This window comes from Cuspidothrix issatschenkoi CHARLIE-1, from assembly GCF_002934005.1.
In the GTDB taxonomy this organism is placed as follows: domain Bacteria; phylum Cyanobacteriota; class Cyanobacteriia; order Cyanobacteriales; family Nostocaceae; genus Cuspidothrix; species Cuspidothrix issatschenkoi.
In genome coordinates this window covers 1-22,059 of sequence record NZ_PGEM01000026.1, presented here as the reverse complement: position 1 = coordinate 22,059, position 22,059 = coordinate 1, and the positions used below count along the sequence as shown (strand labels likewise).

The following is a 22,059-nucleotide window of genomic DNA, read 5'->3' as shown; positions in this document are numbered from 1 at the left end:
GGAAGGAGCGATCGCAAAACCGGAGACAAATGAGGATAATGGGTACAACCATAGACTAAAGTATCTATTTCTTGCTGAAGCAAAGGTTCAAGATAGGTTTTAGCTATTTTTGTTGTGTGGGGGTCATGGATGCGATTTTGTTCAATGAGTGGGACAAATTCAGGACAACTGACTTGCCAAACTTGGACATTGGATTGAATTTCTAAAATAGCTTGACGATAGGCATTGCTTTGAGCTGTGGCAGGGGTAGCAATGACACCAATCCTTTTTCCTTGTTCGACTGCGGCCTTTGCACCTGGTAAAATCACCCCTAAAATGGGAAAATTAAATTCTTGGCGGACGATATCCAAGGCTAAAGCAGAACTGGTGTTACAGGCCATGATTGCCATTTTCACCCGTTGCTGCTGCATCCAATGAAGGATTTCTCGGACAAACTGTAAAATTTCTGTTTGGGAACGAATACCATAGGGCAGACGGGCGGTATCCCCGACATAAATAATAGATTCGTTAGGAAGTTGCTGATAAATTTGCCGAAGTACGGTGAGACCACCAACACCACTATCAAAGACTCCAATAGGAGCGCGTTGGGGTTCTAGATGGGAGAAAGTATCAAAATGATGATCAAAAATAGAAGGTGAGAACACAGCAAATATTAATTTAGATTTTGGTCAGAGGTCAATCAATTTTGGATTTATGATTTTGGATTTACTCCACCCTCAAGTGTGGATCTTGGGGTTTTTAATTCTGCCCTGAAGGGGCGGGACTTGTACCAAAAATTCCCAATCCAAAATCTAAAATCCAAAATCTAAAATTTTTCGGTCAGGGGCCAGTGTTTAGTGGTCAGTGGTCAGTGGTCAGTGGTTAGAAAACAACAATCAACAACTGACAACTAACAAATATTATCTTTGTTTTAAATAATTTAGAACACCATGGGCGATCGCTTCAGCCATGCGATTTTGATAATCTCTAGATCCCAAGCGGGGATTATCTTCTTGACCAGTCATATAGCCTGTTTCTACTAAAATAGCAGGAATAGTATTTTTTCTGAGTACATAAAATCTAGCCTTACGAGTACCTCGATTATTCAGGGTAGTAATATCTGCCAGAATAGCTTGGCGAACATTTTCAGCCAAACCATAACCACTGTCATAATAATAAACTTCTAATCCATTGACATCAGGGCGGTTATCTACAGAATTAGCATGAATACTGACAAATAAAGTAGCATTTACACGTTTGCTTATCTCTACTCGTCCTGGTAGTTCTACAAAGAAGTCAGCATCACGGGTGAGAACAGTTTGCACACCATTTTGCTCTAAAATTTTTCCTAATTGCGTGCCAATAGGCAGAACTACATCTTTTTCTAGTAAACCACCCAGTCCAGGAGCGCCAGAATCCTTACCGCCATGGCCAGGATCAATCACGACTAGAACTTTGCCTTTAGGTAATGGTAAAGGGGTCTGGAGTTTAGTTGAGGGAGAATCTAAAGTAAAACTAGGACTATCCAATCGTGGGATAGGTAGTTTAGGGGGTGTAATCAAAGACCCTAGAGGGCGCAATGTGGGTTGTAGTTGTAGAGCTAATAACCCAGATGTAACCTGATTAAGGATGCCAAACTTAACGTTGGCAGCAGGTTGGAGCAAAATAACAATAGTATCAGGAGCTTGGGGTTGAAGACGGACTTTGAGAATAGGACTATTAGCACCAAAGGTGGGTCCTTGAATTTGATTGGCTAATTTAGCATGGGGAATGGTGATGCGAAATAGACCGGAGTTTCTATCCCAACTACTGTTACCAGAGATGGCTTTATTGGCTTTAATTAGTAACTGTGTGCCATTGCCACCTACTTCTACAGATTGAATCATCGCTGGAGAGTCGTTGACTGATGCTAGGGGGGATTGATCATCATTAGATAACCTTGTCCAATGATCAGGAGTGACGACAAAACCACTTTCACCCCTAGTAACAGCTTGCCAGTTACCATTGGTGCTGTTTAACTGCAAAGTCATACGTACAGCAGTAGGACGACTGGATAATTGACTAAACTGAATACGACGGACACCATAGCGATTAACTAATATATCCCGTTGTTGGAGATTGGGTGATAAAGCTGCACCAATGATATCAATATTGACAGAGCGATTATCTGGACTGCTGTTAACCTGTAATTGGGGATTACCACCACTGGTACTGATGAAAAACCCATCACCTGTAACTCGGAATTGATTAATTTGAACTATGCCTGGGGATGGTTGTTGTCTCCTAGATGGCGGAATTAGATTGCTTCTAACTACGTTGTAAATATTTCTGGGGGAAGGTGCGGTTTGCGATGATTCATCGGATGATGAAGGTGATAATGTTGTTCCTGATTCTCCACTAGAAATTTCTGGTTCTGGGAGTTCGACTATCCAACGTTTACCTGTATTGGGAATAAATTTGATCTGCTGAGGATTTAATGTATAACCAGAAGCTAGTTCAACTACAAGGCGGGTTGTTTTCTCGTCAAATTGGCCGATGCGAATGACGCGAATTTTGCCACCAACTTGTTTACTCAACTGTGGACGACCAAATTTAGTATTGGGTAAATCAATCACTAACCGAGTCGGGTTAAAAATAAGTTTGGCTTCGGGTTGGACTGCGCTGGATGTCCTAATTTCCAGCCGATTTTGATTTGGATCAAAGCGCCAAGATTCTAGTTTTGCCGCCCAAGCAGGGGCAGATAGCATGATGACTGTTCCAAAAGTGCTAGGTATTAACCAATGTAATTTCACAATCTTTTCTCCTCCAGTTGCATTTATGGAATTTGTCAATATCTCAACATCTTGGCTAATCCTCATTCCATCACGACCATAACTTTGCTCAAGTAAAAGATTTTGGTGTTGGTAGTAAGATAAGACTAATGGCGTAGAATTCTAGCATATTGATTATTAGTGTTCCCAGTTTGTCAAGAGGTTTTGTCAACAAATTTATTTTTCTAGGATTAATGATGTAGTAAGTATTGAGAATTACTGGTTATCTGGATCTTAAATACTGAATTATGCCTTGGGCGATCGCTTCTGCCATTTGATTTTGATAGGTTGAATTTGTCAGGTTAGCAACATCTTCTCTACCGGTTATGAAACCTGTTTCTACTAAAATTGATGGCATAGAAGTTTTGCGGAGAACATAAAATCTGGCTTTTCTGACGTTTCTGTCACGGACATTGAGACTTTGCAGAATTTTACTATGGACAATTCGCGCTAGTGTTAAACCACTTTCATAATGATAGGTTTCTAAGCCGCTAACTTCTGGACGATTCGCACCTGCGGAGTTAGCGTGGATACTGACAAATACATCCGCATTAGCCCGTTCTGCCATGGCTACTCTTCCTGGTAAGCTGACAAAGTAGTCAGAGTCTCTAGTCATAATTACTTGGATACCATTGAGTTCTAAAATATCTGCAACTCTTTGCCCAATCGGTAGAATAATATCCTTTTCTCTGACTCCACCGATACCAATTGCGCCTGGATCTTGGCCACCATGTCCAGGATCAATCATCACTACTAATTTACCTTTGGGAACTGGGCGTCGCAGTCTTATTTGTGGTTGTGAGGGATTGAGATCAGGTAATTCTGGGTTAGGTGGGAATATGGGCGGTAAACCTATGGGTGGCCTAATTTGGCGATATCGTTGCAGTGACAGAGATAAAAGTTGATCTCCGTCTTGGTTGAGTGCCCCTATGTTAACACCTGATGCTACTTGAACTAGGATAACTACAGTATTTGGCGGTTGGGGTTGTAAACGCAGTCGGAGAATAGGACTATTGGTATCAAAAACTGGGCCTTTAACTTGATTAGCTAATTTAGCATTGGGAATAGTAATGCGAAAGAACCCAGAGTTCCGATCCCAATTGCTACTGGTAGCGGATATTGGTTGATCAGCACGAATTAGTAATTTTGTGCCATTATCAACAATTTCTACAGCTTGAATGGTAGCTGGAGAGCTATTATTGATTCTAGTGGCGGGAAAATTCTCATTTTCTGGTGAATTAAAACTACGCCGTGAAGGTAGTATAACTAAACCATTTCTACTGGGTGTAACTCGCCATTCGGGCTCATCTTCATCTACTTTGAATGTGAGACGAACAGATGCTGGTTTTGTCCGTAATTGGGTAAAGTCAACACGCTCGACACCATATTTATTAACTACTAAATTTCCCTGATTTAAATTGGGGGCTAAAGTAGCACCAAGAATATCTAAAAAAATTAACTTTTTATCACGGCTTCTAATGATTCTAGTTTGAGGTTTTGCTCCGTTAGTACGCAGAAAAAAGCCATCACTAGTAACTTGTAAATTTTCTACTTGTGTTGCTTCTCTGGGGTTAGCAGCTATGGGGGAAAATTCTGGTTTGGCTGAAGAATCTGTAGGATCTATCTTAACTAAATTGTTGTTAACAACAGATGAGTTTAAATTATTTTCTAAATTTGGTAATTGTACAACCCAACGATTAGCTTGTTTAGCGACAAATTTAATTTGTTTAGGATCTACGTTATAACCAGGATTAAATTCTACTACTATGCGGGTGGTTTGTCTATCAAATTGACCTAAACGAATTTCTTTAATTCCTCCTCCTATTTGTTGAGTTATTTGGGAACGTCTGAATTGTACACCTCGTAAATCAATTACTAACCGCGTGGGATTAAAAATGAGTTGGGCTTTTGGTTGTACACCGCCACTTGTATTAATTTCTAATAGGTTTTGATTGCGATCAAATCGCCAAGATTCCAATTTAGCAGCTAACGCTGGGGAGGATAGCATGAGGACAGTGCCAAAAGTAGCGGGTAATAACCAGTATGATTTCACAATTTTTCTCCTGATGTAATTTGAGTAAATTAGTTCCTTTTTTTAAGGATATTAGAGTTGGTAATAGGCAAGATTTTAATTTTTCATCCTAAGCTAAATTGATTAATTATAAAAGATGCAATTATTATATAGATATATATACGAAAAATTCCCACCTCTGTCAATTAATCAGACAAATTGGCGGGATGTCGCCTCCAATTAGTTGTAGCAAAGTAGTGACTGTATAAAAACTGTATTCAAAAAATATAAGAATCAAAATCATTATTAGGTTTACTAAGTAGGTGAACCGAGAAAAGTAAAATCGCCCAAAACTCCCTTCGGTGTTCCCTGTTACCCGTTCCCTTGCCCCAACGACAATTTTTAACGCCAACCTACTTACTAAAAATAACCAAGGTAGGAAAACTGTGTAAATTGTAAGTATCCAGATATGGCACTCGCTCATGCCCAGATCCCCGACTTCTTTCATTGATTGTGTCCATAAATGATAAATTGATCACAGAAGTCGGGGATCTTTTTGCCTTATCTGAATTCTGACTGTAAAGTATATAGGAGTCATCTATGAATGAGATTGTGTTTTCTACTTTGTTGGGTGTTGTGTGAATTTGCAATTTCAAGATTTAAGAACTTATCCAAGAAGACGGAGATTAGAAAAGATTGGTTTCCTCTAATCTCCTGAGTTATCCAATTTTGCTGTATGTTGTGTTGATTCTACTGGGAATTTACATTGATTTGGAACCTATTACAACAGATTGAAGATATATCCATCGGGCTTCCGTGAGTGTCAGTAGTTAGTGAGCCTGTCCAACTGCCGAAGGATAGAGAATCTAAATTGAAACCGATAGACAAAGTCAGTTTTACTCCTGAATTCTGCTTTAATCATCTTTTGTGGTGATTAGAGTCTGTGGTGGTTCTGCTGCTAGTGATTCTCCAAGATTATTGTCTAAATTTGTGGCGGTGTCCGAGTCTGGGAATACCAATCTTAACAGGGGAGGAGCAATAAATGTGGTGAGAATAACCATCATAATAATTGCTGCTCCTAATGGTTTAGAAAGAACACCACTAGCTGCACCTACACCGGCAAATATTAAGCCTACTTCACCTCTGGGAATCATTCCCACACCAATAGCCAAGCGGTTGATTCCTGGTTGACCAAATACTGTCAAGCCTGTAACTACTTTACCGATGATGGCGACTATAATCAGGAAAATTGCCATGATTAAGCCTTCCTGATTAGTGGGAATGGCTGGATTTAAGACTCCTAAATCAGTTTTTGCGCCAACGGTGACAAAGAAGACTGGAACTAGCATATCAGCAATAGGGATCACTTGCTTTTGTAGTTCTTTCCGTTTATCGGTTTCTTCCAGAACTAAACCTGCCGCAAAAGCACCAAGAATGGCTTCTAAATGGATGACGGAGGCTAAATAAGCCATGATAAAGGCGAAAATAAAGGCAGGGATGACTAATTCGCCTCTAGTTTTGAGTTTATCTGCGATCGCTACAAATGATTTATTAAATACATTACCTAAAACAATCGCACCAATGAGAAAAACGCTGGCACTAATGATCAGATAAATAACGTTACCGACATCTACTACACCATCTTTAGCTAAACTACCAACTACTGCCAGAACAATAATTCCCAGGATGTCATCAATCACGGCTGCACCGAGAATAATTTGCCCTTCTTTGGAATTTAATCTGCCTATTTCGGAAAGGACTTTGGAGGTAATACCAATACTGGTAGCTGTTAAGGCTGCACCAGCAAAAATTGCGGGTATGGCGCTGATACCAAAGATAGTCATTAACCCCACTGTGCCGGCGGCAAAGGGGACTATAACTCCCGCGCTGGCAACTACGAAGGCTTGAATACCTACGGCCATCAGGTCTTTGAGGTTGGACTCCAAGCCAATTTCAAAGAGGAGGATGATCACGCCCAATTCCGATAAAATGGAAATTACTTCTGACTGGGCGGCAAATACCTGGGGAGTGGCTTCTGGAGTTAAGCCTGCGGTAGTTTGCAGGAAGTACATGATTAGAGAATTGCTAGTGTCTGTACCACCTTCAGGAAATACTAGCAAATGCAGCACGGATACACCGACAAGGACACCCCCCACCAGTTCGCCCAATACAGGGGGCAAACCGACTTTATTGGATAATTCTCCCCCAAGTTTGCTGGCAAAGTAAATAACGACTAAACTCAGTAATACGGCAGCTAAGACCATAGAACTGTCTGCTGTTTCTGTGGCAGTGGCCAATAAGGGAATACTCAAGTTGATTGCACTGGTAAACGGCATTGATTATATAAAGATTCTTTTCTTTCTTTATTTGTAACCTTTTCTGGCATCATCTAGCCTAAAGATCAGAAATGATGTCTATTGAGGGCAATTATGTCATAGTTTTATGGTGATGATTTTTAAGCTACTGCAAATCCTGTATATTGTCTAACATTCGGTTCATGAAATCCTAAAACAATATCTTCTTTAGGAATACCGGATTGCATTAATTCATTAGCAACACCATATTCTGTATTATCACATTGAATCCAAACTTTACCGTTAATTATCTCAATATGAATTAAACAACTATGTAAGTGTTTTTTTTCTGCCCAACCTTCAGAAATAATCAAATATTGGTCGCTTTCTGAATCAAATGCTGCTCGATTACGGATATTAGCATTAGCATAGGAAATATCGAGATAAGATTTAAGGGCATTGCGAATCATATTTCTGTAAGTTTCTATTCTATCCATTGCTTCAGTTAATTCAACTTCAGAAGTATCCTCTGTTGGTAGTAACTTTCTCCAAATATCAATAGGAATTACCACAGCAATTTTATTACCTTCTGCATTGGTAAGATACTCAAGATTTAACATTTGTTACTCCAAAATTCAGATGATAATATTCACAAAATTTGTAGGTTGGTGAAATTCTATCACATACAAGTTTCATTAATCCAATTTTCTACTCTAATAATAAAAGCATCTACCCATTCTTGGGTTAGTCTTTTTTCAAAATCTCCTGGTAGATGTACTTTACCAATAGCTTTATATAAACCTCTCTTCCAAGACTCAAAGTTATAAGCTGCTTCGTCATCACCTTGAGATGCTTTAAATGCCAGTTGAAAGAAAGGTATGTTCACTTCGTCTCCTTCTAAACCATTATAGCCAGTTTTTATGTCCCAATTGACACCACTAAACATTATGTCGGCATATTTTATTTGATCTATGTAAACCTGTTCATAATATCGCATTGGACAGTAAGTATAATTATGTTGACTCTGATTAGTTCTTGCTATAGTTTCCTCTTTAATATTTTCATTTTTTTCTAATCCCGATTCAAGTAATGCTATTATTGTATGATTAGGTTCTATAGGAAGACTAATTTTTGCTCCCTTTTCTTCTGCTCTATAAATCCAAGGTGGAGTAGAAAACAAGTTGTTAGTCCATAACCCTAATCTATATTTTCTAGCAAAGTATTGAGCCTCTAAATAACACGGTTCTATTTCATCAGTCAGAAAATCATAATAAGCCCAAGCATTACCTGTTACTACCATCAACCAGCTTAATGAATAACCATTTATGAAAACATCAGCTATAGTTCGCTTGTGTTTTTCGTCAAAATCAATTATTCTGAAATTTACTACAGAAGATGTGTTTAAAAATAGATTTTCTAGCCAGTTTTTTGAGTTTAACCCATACTCTTGATTATATTCGGGAGCATCTATATAAGCTAAACGAATATTCAGCATTTTCTCGTCAAGATTGATGAGTAAGCCATCTCCATTAATTATTGATATCTGAATTTTATAGGCTGGGAATTACCCAGCCTGGTTTTTTAGAAGTTTTAGAAATTGCTAAAATTAGAAATTGCTTCCTGTATTTTACTCACAACTTCACCTACAGATATCGCTCCCAATTCCCCAGAAGCGCGGGTACGAATACTTAAAGAATTGGTTTCTACTTCCTTCGCACCTACTACGGCCATCACGGGTATTTTATCTTTTTCGGCGTTGCGAATCAATTTACCCAGGCGATCGCCACTTAAATCAACTTCTGCACGAATTCCCAAAGCCACCATTTTCCCAGCCACTTCTTTGGTAAAGTCTAATTGCAGATCACCCACAGGTAATAATCTGATTTGTATTGGTGCTAACCACAGGGGAAAATCACCCGCATACTCTTCAATTAAAATCCCTATTAATCTTTCTAAAGATCCAAAGGGTGCGCGGTGAATCATTACCGGACGTTTACGCGCACCGTCCTCAGCCACATATTCTAAATCAAAGCGTTCAGGTAAATTATAATCTACCTGCACCGTTCCTAATTGCCATTCTCTATCTAACGCATCACTGAAGATAAAATCCAGTTTTGGACCATAAAAAGCCGCTTCCCCAATACCTTCAAAATGATCCATTCCCAATTGTTGCACAGCGCGACGAATCGCACCTTCTGCTTTATCCCAAACTTCATCCCCACCAATATATTTATCACTGGCTGGATCACGGAAGCTCAATCTCGCTTTAAAATTCTTGAGTTGTAGACTTCTAAATACAGTCAAAATTAAATCTACAACATTGAGAAATTCCTGATCTAATTGTTCAGGAGTGACAAACAAGTGAGAATCATCAACAGTAAAACCACGAACTCTAGTTAAACCTCCTAATTCTCCAGATTTTTCATAGCGGTAAACTGTGCCAAATTCTGCCAATCGCATCGGTAATTCTCGATAGGATCGTAATTCACTCTTGTATATTTGAATATGAAATGGGCAGTTCATCGGTTTGAGAACAAAACCCTGTTCCATAGCTTTTGCTTCCTCATCTTCAGCCATTAAAGGAAACATATCTTCCTTGTATTTTTGCCAATGTCCCGATGTTTTAAATAAATCAACTCTGGCAATATGGGGACTAACAACAGGTAAGTAACCCCGTTTTAATTGTTCTTTTTTTAGGAAGTCTTCTAAAATGCTTCGTAATAAAGTACCCTTGGGAGTCCAAAGCGGTAAACCAGGACCTACAGAGTCGGAGAAAACAAATAAACCTAATTCTTTACCCAGTTTGCGATGGTCACGTCTTAATGCTTCTTCTTTGCGGCGTTTATGTTCTGCTAACTGTTCGGGAGTTTCCCAAGCGGTAGCATAAATACGCTGTAATTGGGCTTTGGTTTCATCTCCGCGCCAATAAGCACCAGCTACGCTTTCTAATTCTATGGCTTTGGGGTTGATTTCCCTGGTGTTTTCCAGGTGGGGCCCAGCGCACAAATCCCACCATTCTTCACCTAAATGATAAATGGTAATGGGTTCTTGTTTAATATCTGCAAGAATTTCTAGTTTATAAGGTTCATTGATTGCTTCAATTCTCTTTTTTGCTTCCTCGCGGCTGACTTCTTCCCGAATAACTGGCAGTTTGCGGTTAATAATTTTCACCATCTCTTTTTGGATGGCTTTTAAATCCTTATCGCTAAAGGGTTCTGGACTATCGAAGTCATAATAAAAACCATTTTCAATCCACGGACCAATGGTAACTTGCGCCTTGGGAAACAGCTTTTGTACGGCCATGGCCATGACGTGGGAAGCAGTATGGCGAATCTTTTTTAATGTTTCTGACTCGCTGGTACGGGGTAAATAGATTTTCTCTGGTGGTTGGGTTACTTGATTTGGCGACATCGGCTGTTATTTAGGCGAAGTGTTAAAAATAAAGTTGATAAAAAATATCTTTACAGATGATAAGCCACCAACTATGGATTCTCCTAATTTATCCCAAGCACAGACCTCTGGCAAAACTAAATGGGGAGGTGGGGAAAGTATTCTCTCACCTGGTCAGAATCAGGATACCCAGGATTAGAGGATTAGCAGGATTTTTTATGAATATTTATCTGGGGATATTTCAGGTTCTAAGGATGAGTTTTTTATTCATCTTGAACATCTTTAAATCCTGGAAATCCTGATTCAGACAGTAGGGTGTGGCTGATATAAGTGAACATAAACAACGTACAGAGGTATTAGAAATAAAATTTGATGCTTTAAGTGGAGCATCTGATTACAGCACTGTTCGTGGTTACTGTAATCTGAATCGGATTAAAGTTTTTGAACGAGATGCAAACAGCTTAGGCCGTCAAGCTGCAAAAATTTGTCCCCTGAAAGGTTATCGTATTGGAAAAGTTCAAGATGAGCGTCATGGGAAAGTTAATAGTAATCTATTGTTACCCGAACATCAACTAATGTAGTCACCAAATCTATAATATCTAACCATTCTTTTCTGACTTCATCAGTCAACTTAAACTTCTTCCGACTTAATACATCCTGATACTCTGCTAAAATTTCCTCAGAAACAACCCACTCACAATTAGGACTATCCACAACAAATTGAATAACTTCCCTTGGTTCTCTCCCCTTGAGAATAGCAGAAACTAAAACATTAGTATCAATAATAAATTTCATTCCCCACGCCGATAAGCTTCAATTTCTGCCGCTATTTCCTCATCTGTAACCTGTTCCACACCAGGAATAGCCTGAGTTTTATCAAATAAATTCCGCAATTTATTACTAATTGTATCCTGCGGGTTATCTTCAGCTAAAACAATAATCTCCACACGCTGTCCAACCTGAAAAGGTAAATCAGACAAAACCACCTGCTTAGGGTTTTCAATGGTGATATAAGTCTTGTAAGCATTCATAATTTATTCTGCTATTTGTCCTACATATATTTTATGATACTTTTCTTACTTTGCGTCTACCCTTCGGGATCTCTAAGAGAGATTGCGCGAAATAAAAAACCCAAAAAATATCCATCATTAATCATTAGGTAATATTTAATAATTCCTCAATCGTTAATTCTTGCATAGCTATTAATTCCCCTTGTAATTCCTCAAGGTGCATAATCAACAGCAGGAGGAGCATTAATTTGAGTAGTCATATATTTTAAAAATTTAAGCTGCATATCTAATAATTTCTAATTCTGCTCCTTTAGTAATTGCTAATTCTGCTTTGTCTAAAACTTGTTCGGTAACTGCATCACTTAAATAATATTCACCACAGTTATCACAAATTTCTGCGGGAACTTTTTTTAAGACAATAATACATTCATCTCTTTCTAAGGTGACAGTGACTAAACCGGGTTTAGTTTCTCCATGTTTACAAATTACGCATTTCATTATTTTTGTCTCCTAGTTGTAAAACCATCTAACCAAATATTAGCATCAGGAATATAAGCTGTTACCACATATCCTGTATCTGTAGCTTCATCATAGGAAAATACAACATGAATCGGTTTACCTTCTACAAAATCTAATATTAAATAACTGGGGTATGGTGTATCATCAGGATTTTCTTCTATTATTTGTCCATAAGCAATTACAGTTTCTACTTCTTTTTTACTAATGCGACGATAAAACATTTGTTGGATAGCATGACGTGAGAAGTTTATATTTTGACAATACATGAATTATTTTGTAATCTTAATTAATGATAACTTATTTTGTCTGAATCAGGATGTCCAGGATTACAGGATTTACAGGATGGTTGATATATCAATAATAATTGAACGCAGATAGACGCGGATGATAGAAGATAAATTAATGGATTTATTAATTTTGTGCAAGGTATTTAATTAGTTAGTCTGCTCTGAAACTAATGATTGTAGAATTTTCCTCAAGCAGAAGCTAGTATATTCTCTGTTAAAAAACAGTCCAGGGGCGGACAAACCGCCCCCATTAAAATTAGGTAACACCAAAAACGATCACCAAGCCCAAAACAGCCCCAAAAACGATCAAGGCATAGAATTGAACCCGACCGCTTTCCAGGTATTTCAAACCTTCACCACTGACAAGAGTAAAGAAACCCGTGAGATTAACAGCGCCGTCAACAACGCGGAAATCAACTTCCATAACTTGTCTAGCCACACGACGCAAACCGAGAACAAACACACGATGATAAATATCATCAAAGTACCACTTGTTCAAAGATAGATCGTATAGCGGTTGAATGTTTTTAGCGATCGCACTAGGATCAATTTTGCGAGCCAAATACATCAGCACCGCCAAAGTAATCCCAATCACAGAAACCACCACAGAACTACCCGCCATCACATAAAACTCATGGGGGTCAAATTCCGCCGCCTTTTCCATAACTGACCCTAAAGTTTCGCTAGGAGGAAAGATAAACTGCTCAAAATAATTGGCGTAGGGAGTACCCACCAAACCAATCAACATGGAAGGAATAGCCAAAACCACCAATGGTAAACTCATCGTCCAAGGAGACTCATGAGGCTCATGGCTGTGGGAGTCATGGGAGTGACTTTCTAATTCTCCCTTTTTCATCGCCCCAGGACCAAAATTAGGAGCTAGTTCGGCTGTCCCTGATTTTTCAGCCAAAGCAGCAGCCGCATTTTTGAGTTGGGTTTTGATTTTCTCGTCATTGCCCCGGAATTTACCTTCAAATGTTGAGAAATACATTCTAAACATATAAAAAGCTGTAATTCCTGCTGTTAGCCAACCAATAAACCACAGGAAAGGGTTAGCAGCAAAAGCAGCGCCGAGAATTTCATCTTTTGACCAGAAACCAGCAAAGGGAGGAATCCCCGCAATGGCCAAGCAACCAATCAAAAATGTGAAGCCGGTCACGGGCATATATTTCCGCAGTCCGCCCATTAAACGCATATCTTGCGCTAATACAGGATCATGACCAACAACTGCTTCCATACCATGAATTACCGAACCAGAACCCAAGAATAACATTGCTTTAAAATAAGCGTGGGTCATGAGGTGAAATAATCCCGCACTGTAAGCACCCACACCCATAGCCATCACCATGTAACCAAGTTGGGAAATGGTGGAATAAGCCAAACCCTTTTTAATGTCATTTTGGGTAATGGCGATAGTTGCCCCCAAAAACGCCGTAAATGCACCGGTAAAAGCAATTACATTCATTGCTGCTGGGACATTTTCAAACACTGGATACATTCGGGCAATGAGGAATACACCCGCCGCCACCATTGTCGCTGCGTGGATCAGGGCGGAAATGGGTGTGGGACCTTCCATTGCGTCTGGTAGCCAAACATGGAGGGGGAATTGGGCAGATTTAGCAACGGGTCCCAGGAAGACGAGAATTGCCAACAGAATGGCCAGGAAATTGCTAATAGAACCGGTTTCTACTAGGTTGGATAGGCGATCGCCCATAACCATAAAATCAAAGCTGCCTGTGGCCCAGAACAGCCCCAAAATCCCCAATAGTAACCCGAAGTCACCCACTCTGTTTGTCACAAATGCCTTTTGACAAGCATCCGCCGCCGCTTTGCGGTCATACCAAAAGCCAACCAGGAGGTAGGAACACATCCCCACCAATTCCCAGAAAATGTAAACTTGTACTAAATTGGGGCTGACCACCAGACCCAACATTGAAGAGCCAAACAAACTGAGATAGGCGTAAAACCGCACGTAACCTGGGTCATGCGCCATATAGCCATCGGTGTAAATCATCACCAAAACAGCTACTGTTGTGACAATTACCAGCATTAGGGCTGTCAAGTGGTCAATAGTGTAGCCCATCGTCAGATGAAAATTACCTGCTGCTGCCCATTCCAATGTCCAAAGATAAGGCGCATGGCCTTGAAATTGACTCCACAGCAAGGCCAAAGACAGTGCCATAGAAGCTCCCATGAGGGAGATAATGACTACAGCATTTAATTGTCGCAGGCGATTTGTCACCTGATTTATCGAGATTAGCCCTAGACCGACTAGCATTGCTCCCAAGAGAGGTAATACTGGAATCAGCCAGGCATACTGATAGATTACTTCCATCACTAACGCCTACTTTTAGAATTCTGTACAAACAAATGAGACGATGAAAAAATGAAAATTCAATGGGGTGAGGGTTTGTATTTGGGATTAAGGACTAGAAATTATTTACTAATCTCCACTGCTTCTGATAGCCCAATACCTTCAAGTTAGCTTGAATTTTCCCGCTTCAAACTTCAGTTAACTGAAAATTTTCAGAACTGCTCATAATTGTGACACACACCCTTGAGGATAAAATACCCTACCCTATACCCTTTGGGTGTAGTGTTAATCATGGTTTTATATTTGTTTAGTTGTCATTTGTCAGCAGAAAAAATCTTCTCCCCTGCTGCCCTGCTCTCCTTAACTCCTGACTCGGTGACTCCTGACTTGGTGACTCCTGACTCCTGACTCGGTGACTCCTGACTCCTGACTCCTGACTCCTGGTATATCTATTTTCTCGTGACTTGTATAGGTAAGTTTAATTGCTTCTAAGGCTAACCGTAGGTCATCTCGACTGCGAAAACCCTCTAGCCTTTGTTTAACAATACCTTTTTCTATCAACAGCAAAGTTGGTAATGATGTCAGTCTATAAGTATTTGAAAGCTTGAAATTTTGATCAGCATTAACTCCTACTAGCTTAATTTCATCACTACATTGGTTTTGAAATTGCAGTAACAGTGGGTGAATGATGCGGCAAAGACTACACCAAGGTGCTTCAAAATTAACTAAAACGGGAACTGGAGATTCTAAAACTTCTTGAATAAATGTCCGTTCACTAACCGACAACACCATGACACCTCTTGGATTATAAGGTTTTTATATCAAAATTAGCTGTCAGCAGGAGCAAATTGGCAAGTTATACCACTTTGAGTTTTAGATTTTTGATTGAGGATTTTGATGTTTTCCTGCTGACAAAAGAGCCACCGTGTATGTCGCGCTGGCTTTTTGACATTTCAAATCCCAATTACTTGTGACTAATAGTCTGGAGAAATTAAGCATTCAGCTATCAGTAATCAGCTTTTATCTATAGATAGGTTTGTCCTAAAATCACAATTTTGCCTAATTCCATCATTGTTCATGAGAGAAATTTACAAGCTGGTATTTGTGTTTTGGGTCTATGGCTGACTGCTGAAGATTGAATGCTGTCGTTTTTTGTATCCACCAATATAGATAACTACTTGTGAATCTAAGTGCGTAAGTTATACCTATAGCTTGATGGAGAAATTATTTTCTTCTCTCAGGTTGGAAGATAGTCCGATGATAGATGGTTGAGTTTATCGTACATTGTTTTGGTAGCAAGTGATCAGCACAAAGTTTTATTAAATTGATATTTTTTGTTGATCTTGGGGATCAGACTAAACTACCACATTATCCTACTTGTTGCGGTTAATAACAAGGGGTGAGACCACCATAATAAACCGATGAAAATAGCAACCCCTAAATAAGCAGGACGCAGAAATTCTTGCCAGTTTAGGGATTGACGGCCATCAATCATTGCTTGAAAGGGAATAATGGAAGTCCGTTGTTTGACTAGTGCAAAAGCTTCTCCATAGCGTTGGCTTAAACGGCGATCGCCATGCCATACTCCAAACAGGTGATGTAATACTAAACCGATAGAGGTAACAAGGGTAAAGCTAGTACCTAACCACAGGGTATGAGCCACACACCAAATTACCTGTCCTACCATTTGCGGATGACGGGTAATACGGATAATACCTGTTTCATAAAGGTGAACTTGGGGCTTTTGAATAGCCGCAATTTCTAGTAGATTGAAGGTAGCAGGATATAAAAAGAAAAAAGATATCGCTGATAGTACCCAAACTAATGTTCCCACGCCTGGTATACTTTGTACCTGCCAAAGTTGCCAGCCATCATAACGGTGATTAAAAAAGTAGATAATTAATAGCGCTGCTAAGGGTAGGCTAATTAAGGCAAAAATGATGCGATAAAGTCTTGGTCCAATATATTTTTCCGCCCAAGGACGCAAAGCAGCCCCGCCGCTATGAGCGATCGCAAAAATTAACTGTAACCCTAGCATGACAAAATGACTGGAGGTAAACCAAGGATTGGGGATCATAGATACAACTCAATACAAAATTCCAATGCCAAGAGGCTACTATAGGTAAACATCTTGACTTTTAACAGATTATACACAGGATAATTTTTGTCAAGATGTTGTGGTATGTCTTTTAGATAGTTCTTCAAATAGACCTTGCGCCTAAATCATTTTTAGTCACAAAGCTATTCCCTTGATTTATTTTTAAAGTTTCTCTTTCCCCGTTTCTAGGTTAAGTCTTATGTCTGACCTTCCTTTTACATTAGATCAGTTACGTATTCTCAAAGCGATCGCCCAAGAAGGGAGTTTTAAACGTGCTGCTGATAGCCTTTACGTCTCCCAACCGGCTGTCAGTTTGCAAGTTCAAAACCTGGAACGGCAACTGGATGTTCCTCTATTCGATAGAGGAGGCCGTCGCGCTCAATTAACTGAAGCTGGGCATCTCCTCCTCAACTATGGGGAAAAAATCCTCAGTTTGTGCCAGGAAACCTGTCGCGCTATTGAAGACCTGCAAAATCTTCAGGGTGGGACATTAATTGTCGGTGCATCCCAAACCACTGGTACTTATCTGTTGCCGAAAATGATCGGTTTATTCCGGCAAAAATATCCAGATGTAGCCGTGCAATTGCACGTCCATTCCACCCGGCGCACGGCTTGGAGTGTATCCAATGGTCAGGTTGATCTGGCAATTATTGGCGGTGAAATTCCCGCCGAATTAGCGGAATCTTTAGAAACTGTTCCCTATGCTGAGGATGAATTGGCGCTGATTTTACCTACGTCCCATCCCTTCACCAAATTAGAAACAATTCAAAAAGAAGACCTATATAAATTACAATTTATAGCTCTAGACTCCCAATCAACTATCCGCAAAGTCATTGATCAAGTTCTGGCTCGCTGTGATATTGATACCCGGCGCTTTAAGTTTGAAATGGAACTAAATTCCATTGAAGCTATTAAAAATGCTGTGCAGTCGGGTCTAGGGGCGGCCTTTGTCTCAACTTCAGCGATCGCTAAAGAATTACAAATGGGCGTTCTTCACTGTATGCCCATCGAAGGCGTTGTTGTCAAACGAACACTTTGGTTAATTTTTAACCCCAACCGCTATAGATCTAAAGCAGCAGAAGCCTTTAGCCAAGAGATATTACCTCAGTTTGCTAATCCTAATTGGACTCAGGATATGTTGAAAATTGCCAAAATGAATCTACCAATAACTACACTGGATGTAGCAATGCCTAACTCTGCTAATGAAAGTTAAGTTCTTTTATTATTAGTCAAAAGTCATTAGTTAGGGCTTGCTGAATAAACCAAAAACCTAGATATATTAAGAGTTTCAGGCTTAAAAAAGTGAATTAGGTGCAAGGAATAAGCATTGAAACCATTAAAAACCTATCACTTTCTCAGATTCGAGACTATTCTTATCTCCTCCTAATTCTTCCTCGGTGACTCGGTGACTCGGTGACTCCTAGCCCTCACGAAAAGACTTTTTCAGCAAACCCTAGTTAACGATAAATTGCTAATGGCTGGTGACTTATGATTACTGACTAACAAATAATATGGAAGTCTATTGCTCTCGTCCTTACTGTCAACGTCCCAAAAATCACTTTATTAATTTAGATAATATCAAAATACTAAAAACAGTACCCCAAAAATTTTGCACTACCTGGGTTAGATGATCTTATATTCTAATAATAAGGGTTACACGAAGTTAACGCAATGGTGTCATTTTGACTCAGCGTCAGTACAGTCAAGAATCCTGAATTTTGACTCCTTAATTCTGGTGTATTTTTCAGAAATTATGGCGGAGTCCTATATTTACCAATATCTTTTCTGTAGATTTAAGAGGTAATATTATTGACCAATTTATTATTATCAATTACCAGTTACCAATTATCAATTACCAGCTTAAATTCAGATAACTATAAATTTAGGTTAAGTTAATTCACAGGTCTGTAATAGCTATTAGTAAAAATCACATGGCAGATCGGATAAATGATATCATTTGGCAAGCCCGCCAGGGCAGCGTTGCCGCTATTATTCAAGTCTTAAACGAAAACCTAGTTTTGTCTGGCGTTAGAACTAGAGCCGTTTTTGCCGATGGTGTATTAGAACTTTTGTGTGAAGCAGCTACCTTGGAACAACTGGAGCAATCTATTTTAGTACCAAAAATTCAGGAAATGTTGGAGTCCCTGACCCCGCGCCACATTCGCCGAGTTAATGTCAATAGTCGAATTGTGCGCGAAGAACAACTACTCTGGTTAGAGGAAATTCACCGCGACCCAGAAAATCAATTGCTATGGTCACAGGAAATTATCCTCACTCAGCCAAATTTTTGGAAGCGGTTGATTCCAGATTTTACTCAAGCTACTAAAAAAGTCAGAAAGCCTGTTTTAGCGCAACCCCAATCTTTAATAAAGAATCAAGAGCAAGGGAAAATTTCGATCAAAACTTTATTGATAGGAGTCCTTGGTTTATCTTCAATGATTTTACTGGCTTTGCTCCTGGAAATTAGGTTAAGTAATACCCTCAAAAATCCTTTACCACTAGGTTCTCAATCTTCCCCAACAGCTCACCGAAAACAGCCAGAATCATTAAATAGTTCTGGTAGCCAAACTGTTTCTACTCCATCGGATGATCCATTTTATGCCTCTGTGCGACTGGCTAACCAAGCCACTGCTGCGAGTAGAACGGCGATGAATTCAACTCAGTGGTTGGAATTAGCTGCGACTTGGCAACGGGCTTCTGATTTAATGAGTCAGGTGTCACCTAGTCACGGACGCTATCAAGAAGCACAGATTAGAATGAAGTTGTATAAAAAGTTTAGTGAAGCCGCCCAAAAAGAAGCGGAGAAAAGTCGATCCTAAACTGAATATTTGATAGACAAAACTATAGTTGTAGGGGCGAATGGCCGTTCGCCCCTACTGCCCCCTCTGCTCCCCTGCCTCCTAACTCATTTCCAACATTCGTTGCATGGGTCGCAGTGCGGCTATGCGGGTTTCTTCTGGCAAGGTAATTTCTGGGGTGCGGTTTTTCATGGCTAAATACAATTTTTCTAGGGTATTTAACCGCATAAATGGACATTCATTACAGTTGCAATCACTTTGGGGAGGTGCGGGAATAAAGTGTTTACCTGGTGCTAGTTTTTGCATCTGGTGAATGATTCCTGGCTCTGTAGCTACAATGAATTCTTGGCTAGGGCTGGTTTGACAATAATTGAGTAAGGCGGCTGTAGAGCCAATATAACTAGCATGGCGTAAGACGCTGGTTTCACATTCGGGGTGAGCGATCGCCTCCGCTTGGGGATGTGTAATTTTTAACTGCACTATTTTCTTTTCGGAAAAAGTCTCATGGACAATACAGCTACCTTGCCATAACAGCATATCCCGTCCGGTTTGTTGGATTACATAGCGTCCCAAGTTGCGATCCGGTGCGAAAATAATCGGCTGTTTTGGAGGTATTTGCTGGACAATTTTCACAGCGTTGGAACTGGTACAAATAATATCGCTCATGGCCTTGATTTCGGCGGAGCAGTTAATATAGGAAATTACCAAATGGTCGGGGTGTGCGGCTTTGAATGCGGCAAACTCTTGGGGAGGACAACTATCTGCTAAAGAACAACCGGCATTGATATCTGGTAACAAGACCAATTTATCAGGATTGAGAATTTTGGCTGTTTCTGCCATAAAGTGAACACCAGCAAAGACAATGACATCGGCTTTGGTATTGGCTGCGGCTCTAGCTAATTGTAAGGAATCGCCAATAAAGTCGGCAATATCTTGAATATCGGGATCTTGATAGTAGTGGGCTAATATGACTGCATTGAGTTCTGTTTTTAGATCCTCAATAGCGGCAAATAAATCTAATGGTAGATTATCGGGTTGTGGACGATTAAGTGTAGTTGTAAACACAATTAGTAACTGCTTTTAATTACAAATTATTACCTTGTGAATTTAATTATAGTAGTTTTTACCAAAAATATGGGCAGATTCATCTCAGCAATTTATATCCAAATGGGGTGGATTTTCATATCCTGGAGATATACGGCTTTTTAAAGTGGCATGACCAGTCAGAAAACTCAATCACAACCTGTCAAAATTGCTGTAATTGGCGATGTTCACGATCAATGGGAAGTAGAAGACGGTATAGCACTCAAGCAGCTTGGTGTTGACTTGGTGCTATTTGTCGGTGATTTTGGGAATGAGTCCGTGGAAGTGGTAAAAGCGATCGCTTCCCTAGATATTCCTAAAGCGGCGGTAATGGGCAACCATGATGCCTGGTATTCGGCCACTGAATGGGGACGCAAAAAATGCCCCTATGACCGCACGAAGGAAGACCGAGTACAGGAACAACTAGATTTATTAGGATCTGCCCACGTCGGTTATAGTAAGTTGGATTTCCCCCAGTGGAATTTAACCGTCGTCGGTGGTCGTCCCTTTACTTGGGGTGGTCATGAGTGGAGATTTGCGGAAATTTGTCAAGAACGTTATGGTGTCTCTACTTTGGAAGAATCCGCAGATAAAATCGTCGAAGTAGTAAAAACTGTTACTTGTGACAATATTATTTTTCTAGGACACAACGGACCGAGTGGTTTAGGCGATCGCCCGGAAGACCCCTGCGGTAAAGATTGGCATCCTCTAGGCGGTGATTTTGGTGATCCTGATTTAGCGGAAGCAATTTCTCAAAGTCTCAACCTCAAGAAAAATGTTTCTCTCGTCACCTTTGGTCATATGCACCGCACACTCCGCCATACTAAGAAGGTGGAAAGAAAGGCGGTGTTTAGAAGTCCAGAGGGAACAATTTACTTAAATGCTGCCACTGTCCCCCGAATTATTGAGGAAAATGGCATCAAGTTACGGAATTTTTCTCTAGTTGATCTAGAAGATGGGGAGGTAACAAAAGCTGCCTTAGTTTGGGTGGGTAAAGACTTCCAGGTGGTTACTGAGGAAATTTTTTATAATTCTTTATCTTCAGTAGTGCCAATTCTGTAATTATATGTTATGATGTTATTTGTCAGTTTTTGGATTTCACAATTCTGACAAGTAATTTGGAGAGGTGGCAGAGTGGTCGAATGCGCCTGACTTGAAATCAGGTGAGGTGAAAGCTTCCGGGAGTTCGAATCTCCCCCTCTCCGTTTTTTTAATTTTTATCTCACGCAGAAGCGTAGAAAAGAGCGCGATAGTTTGATTTAACAATCTGCTGTAACCCTCTTCCATGACTCTAGGCGACGCAAAATTTGAAACCTTTATTTAAAAAGGGTCAGGACTTACGCAAAATAGAACGAAAGTAGGGGTAATACCCTTCGGGAAGCAAGCTACATGAATTACCCCTACGAAATAATCAGGGTTGCAGTTACATCTTGCGTAAGTCCTAAAGGGTTTTGGCGATTTATTAA

At 39.9% G+C, this 22,059-nt stretch carries 20 protein-coding genes and 1 tRNA gene; 6 read left to right on the top strand and 15 right to left on the bottom strand.

The window, feature by feature from the left end; genetic code table 11:
• The 7 genes from murI to thrS form a co-directional block, all read right to left on the bottom strand.
• On the bottom strand, positions 1 to 644 hold a 644-nt coding region (gene murI / locus CUN59_RS04515; protein WP_104386714.1), incomplete at its 3' end, for a glutamate racemase.
• Positions 645 to 899: 255 nt separating this feature from the next.
• Positions 900 to 2,771, bottom strand: a complete 1,872-nt coding sequence (locus tag CUN59_RS04510) for an N-acetylmuramoyl-L-alanine amidase (RefSeq protein ID WP_104386716.1) — start codon at positions 2,769 to 2,771, stop codon at positions 900 to 902.
• A gap of 241 nt (positions 2,772 to 3,012) precedes the next feature.
• A complete protein-coding gene (locus tag CUN59_RS04505) occupies positions 3,013 to 4,842 on the bottom strand; it encodes an N-acetylmuramoyl-L-alanine amidase (RefSeq protein ID WP_104386713.1) in 1,830 nt (609 codons plus the stop codon).
• An 872-nt stretch (positions 4,843 to 5,714) separates the two neighbouring features.
• Positions 5,715 to 7,136 (bottom strand): cation:proton antiporter, encoded by a 1,422-nt coding sequence (locus tag CUN59_RS04495; RefSeq protein ID WP_104386711.1) that lies wholly within the window; start codon positions 7,134 to 7,136, stop codon positions 5,715 to 5,717.
• Between the two features lie 119 nt (positions 7,137 to 7,255).
• The gene (locus tag CUN59_RS04490) at positions 7,256 to 7,591 is read right to left on the bottom strand and encodes a XisI protein (protein ID WP_104386715.1); all 336 of its coding nucleotides are present in this window, start codon (positions 7,589 to 7,591) and stop codon (positions 7,256 to 7,258) included.
• A gap of 182 nt (positions 7,592 to 7,773) precedes the next feature.
• Entirely contained in the window at positions 7,774 to 8,589 is an 816-nt protein-coding gene (locus tag CUN59_RS04485; protein WP_104386710.1) for a thermonuclease family protein, read from the bottom strand.
• 95 nt (positions 8,590 to 8,684) lie between these two features.
• Positions 8,685 to 10,505: a threonine--tRNA ligase gene (thrS, locus tag CUN59_RS04480; RefSeq protein ID WP_104386709.1), complete on the bottom strand. Its 1,821-nt coding sequence runs from the start codon at positions 10,503 to 10,505 to the stop codon at positions 8,685 to 8,687.
• 34 nt (positions 10,506 to 10,539) lie between these two features.
• Between thrS and CUN59_RS21315 the strand changes: the two genes are divergently transcribed.
• Entirely contained in the window at positions 10,540 to 10,683 is a 144-nt protein-coding gene (locus CUN59_RS21315) for a hypothetical protein (RefSeq protein ID WP_165790152.1), read from the top strand.
• Positions 10,684 to 10,801: 118 nt separating this feature from the next.
• The gene (locus CUN59_RS04475) at positions 10,802 to 11,065 is read left to right on the top strand and encodes a hypothetical protein (RefSeq protein ID WP_243406868.1); all 264 of its coding nucleotides are present in this window, start codon (positions 10,802 to 10,804) and stop codon (positions 11,063 to 11,065) included.
• Here the strand turns inward: CUN59_RS04475 and CUN59_RS04470 are convergent.
• From CUN59_RS04470 to CUN59_RS04440, 7 genes are all read right to left on the bottom strand, one after another.
• On the bottom strand, positions 11,025 to 11,279 hold the full coding sequence (locus CUN59_RS04470) for a putative toxin-antitoxin system toxin component, PIN family (RefSeq protein ID WP_104386708.1): 255 nt from the start codon (positions 11,277 to 11,279) through the stop codon (positions 11,025 to 11,027). The two genes, CUN59_RS04475 and CUN59_RS04470, sit on opposite strands and share 41 nt — an antisense overlap.
• The gene (locus CUN59_RS04465) at positions 11,276 to 11,515 is read right to left on the bottom strand and encodes a hypothetical protein (protein ID WP_028088656.1); all 240 of its coding nucleotides are present in this window, start codon (positions 11,513 to 11,515) and stop codon (positions 11,276 to 11,278) included. Before CUN59_RS04465 ends, CUN59_RS04470 begins: the two co-directional genes overlap by 4 nt.
• Before the next feature lie 252 nt (positions 11,516 to 11,767).
• Entirely contained in the window at positions 11,768 to 11,992 is a 225-nt protein-coding gene (locus tag CUN59_RS04460) for a type II toxin-antitoxin system MqsA family antitoxin (RefSeq protein ID WP_028088659.1), read from the bottom strand.
• Complete coding sequence (locus tag CUN59_RS04455) at positions 11,992 to 12,279, bottom strand: DUF4258 domain-containing protein (RefSeq protein ID WP_104386707.1); 288 nt, start codon at positions 12,277 to 12,279, stop codon at positions 11,992 to 11,994. The genes CUN59_RS04460 and CUN59_RS04455 overlap by 1 nt, the downstream gene beginning before the upstream one ends.
• A 277-nt stretch (positions 12,280 to 12,556) precedes the next feature.
• Entirely contained in the window at positions 12,557 to 14,635 is a 2,079-nt protein-coding gene (locus CUN59_RS04450; protein ID WP_104386706.1) for an NAD(P)H-quinone oxidoreductase subunit 5, read from the bottom strand.
• A 339-nt stretch (positions 14,636 to 14,974) separates the two neighbouring features.
• Positions 14,975 to 15,406, bottom strand: coding sequence for a thioredoxin family protein (locus CUN59_RS04445; RefSeq protein ID WP_104386705.1), 432 nt, complete (start codon positions 15,404 to 15,406; stop codon positions 14,975 to 14,977).
• A 568-nt stretch (positions 15,407 to 15,974) separates the two neighbouring features.
• Complete coding sequence (locus CUN59_RS04440; protein ID WP_104386704.1) at positions 15,975 to 16,691, bottom strand: NnrU family protein; 717 nt, start codon at positions 16,689 to 16,691, stop codon at positions 15,975 to 15,977.
• Between the two features lie 220 nt (positions 16,692 to 16,911).
• Between CUN59_RS04440 and CUN59_RS04435 the strand changes: the two genes are divergently transcribed.
• A complete protein-coding gene (locus CUN59_RS04435) occupies positions 16,912 to 17,925 on the top strand; it encodes a LysR family transcriptional regulator (RefSeq protein WP_104386703.1) in 1,014 nt (337 codons plus the stop codon).
• Positions 17,926 to 18,643: 718 nt separating this feature from the next.
• Positions 18,644 to 19,531: a hypothetical protein gene (locus CUN59_RS04425; RefSeq protein WP_104386702.1), complete on the top strand. Its 888-nt coding sequence runs from the start codon at positions 18,644 to 18,646 to the stop codon at positions 19,529 to 19,531.
• Between the two features lie 81 nt (positions 19,532 to 19,612).
• Here CUN59_RS04425 and nadA read toward each other — a convergent pair whose 3' ends face one another.
• Positions 19,613 to 20,575, bottom strand: coding sequence for a quinolinate synthase NadA (nadA, locus tag CUN59_RS04420; protein ID WP_104386701.1), 963 nt, complete (start codon positions 20,573 to 20,575; stop codon positions 19,613 to 19,615).
• 150 nt (positions 20,576 to 20,725) lie between these two features.
• Here nadA and CUN59_RS04415 point away from each other — a divergent pair, with 150 nt between their 5' ends.
• Positions 20,726 to 21,655, top strand: a complete 930-nt coding sequence (locus CUN59_RS04415) for a TIGR04168 family protein (RefSeq protein ID WP_104386700.1) — start codon at positions 20,726 to 20,728, stop codon at positions 21,653 to 21,655.
• 58 nt (positions 21,656 to 21,713) lie between these two features.
• Positions 21,714 to 21,798 (top strand) — tRNA-Ser (locus CUN59_RS04410).
• Positions 21,799 to 22,059 lie beyond the last annotated feature (261 nt).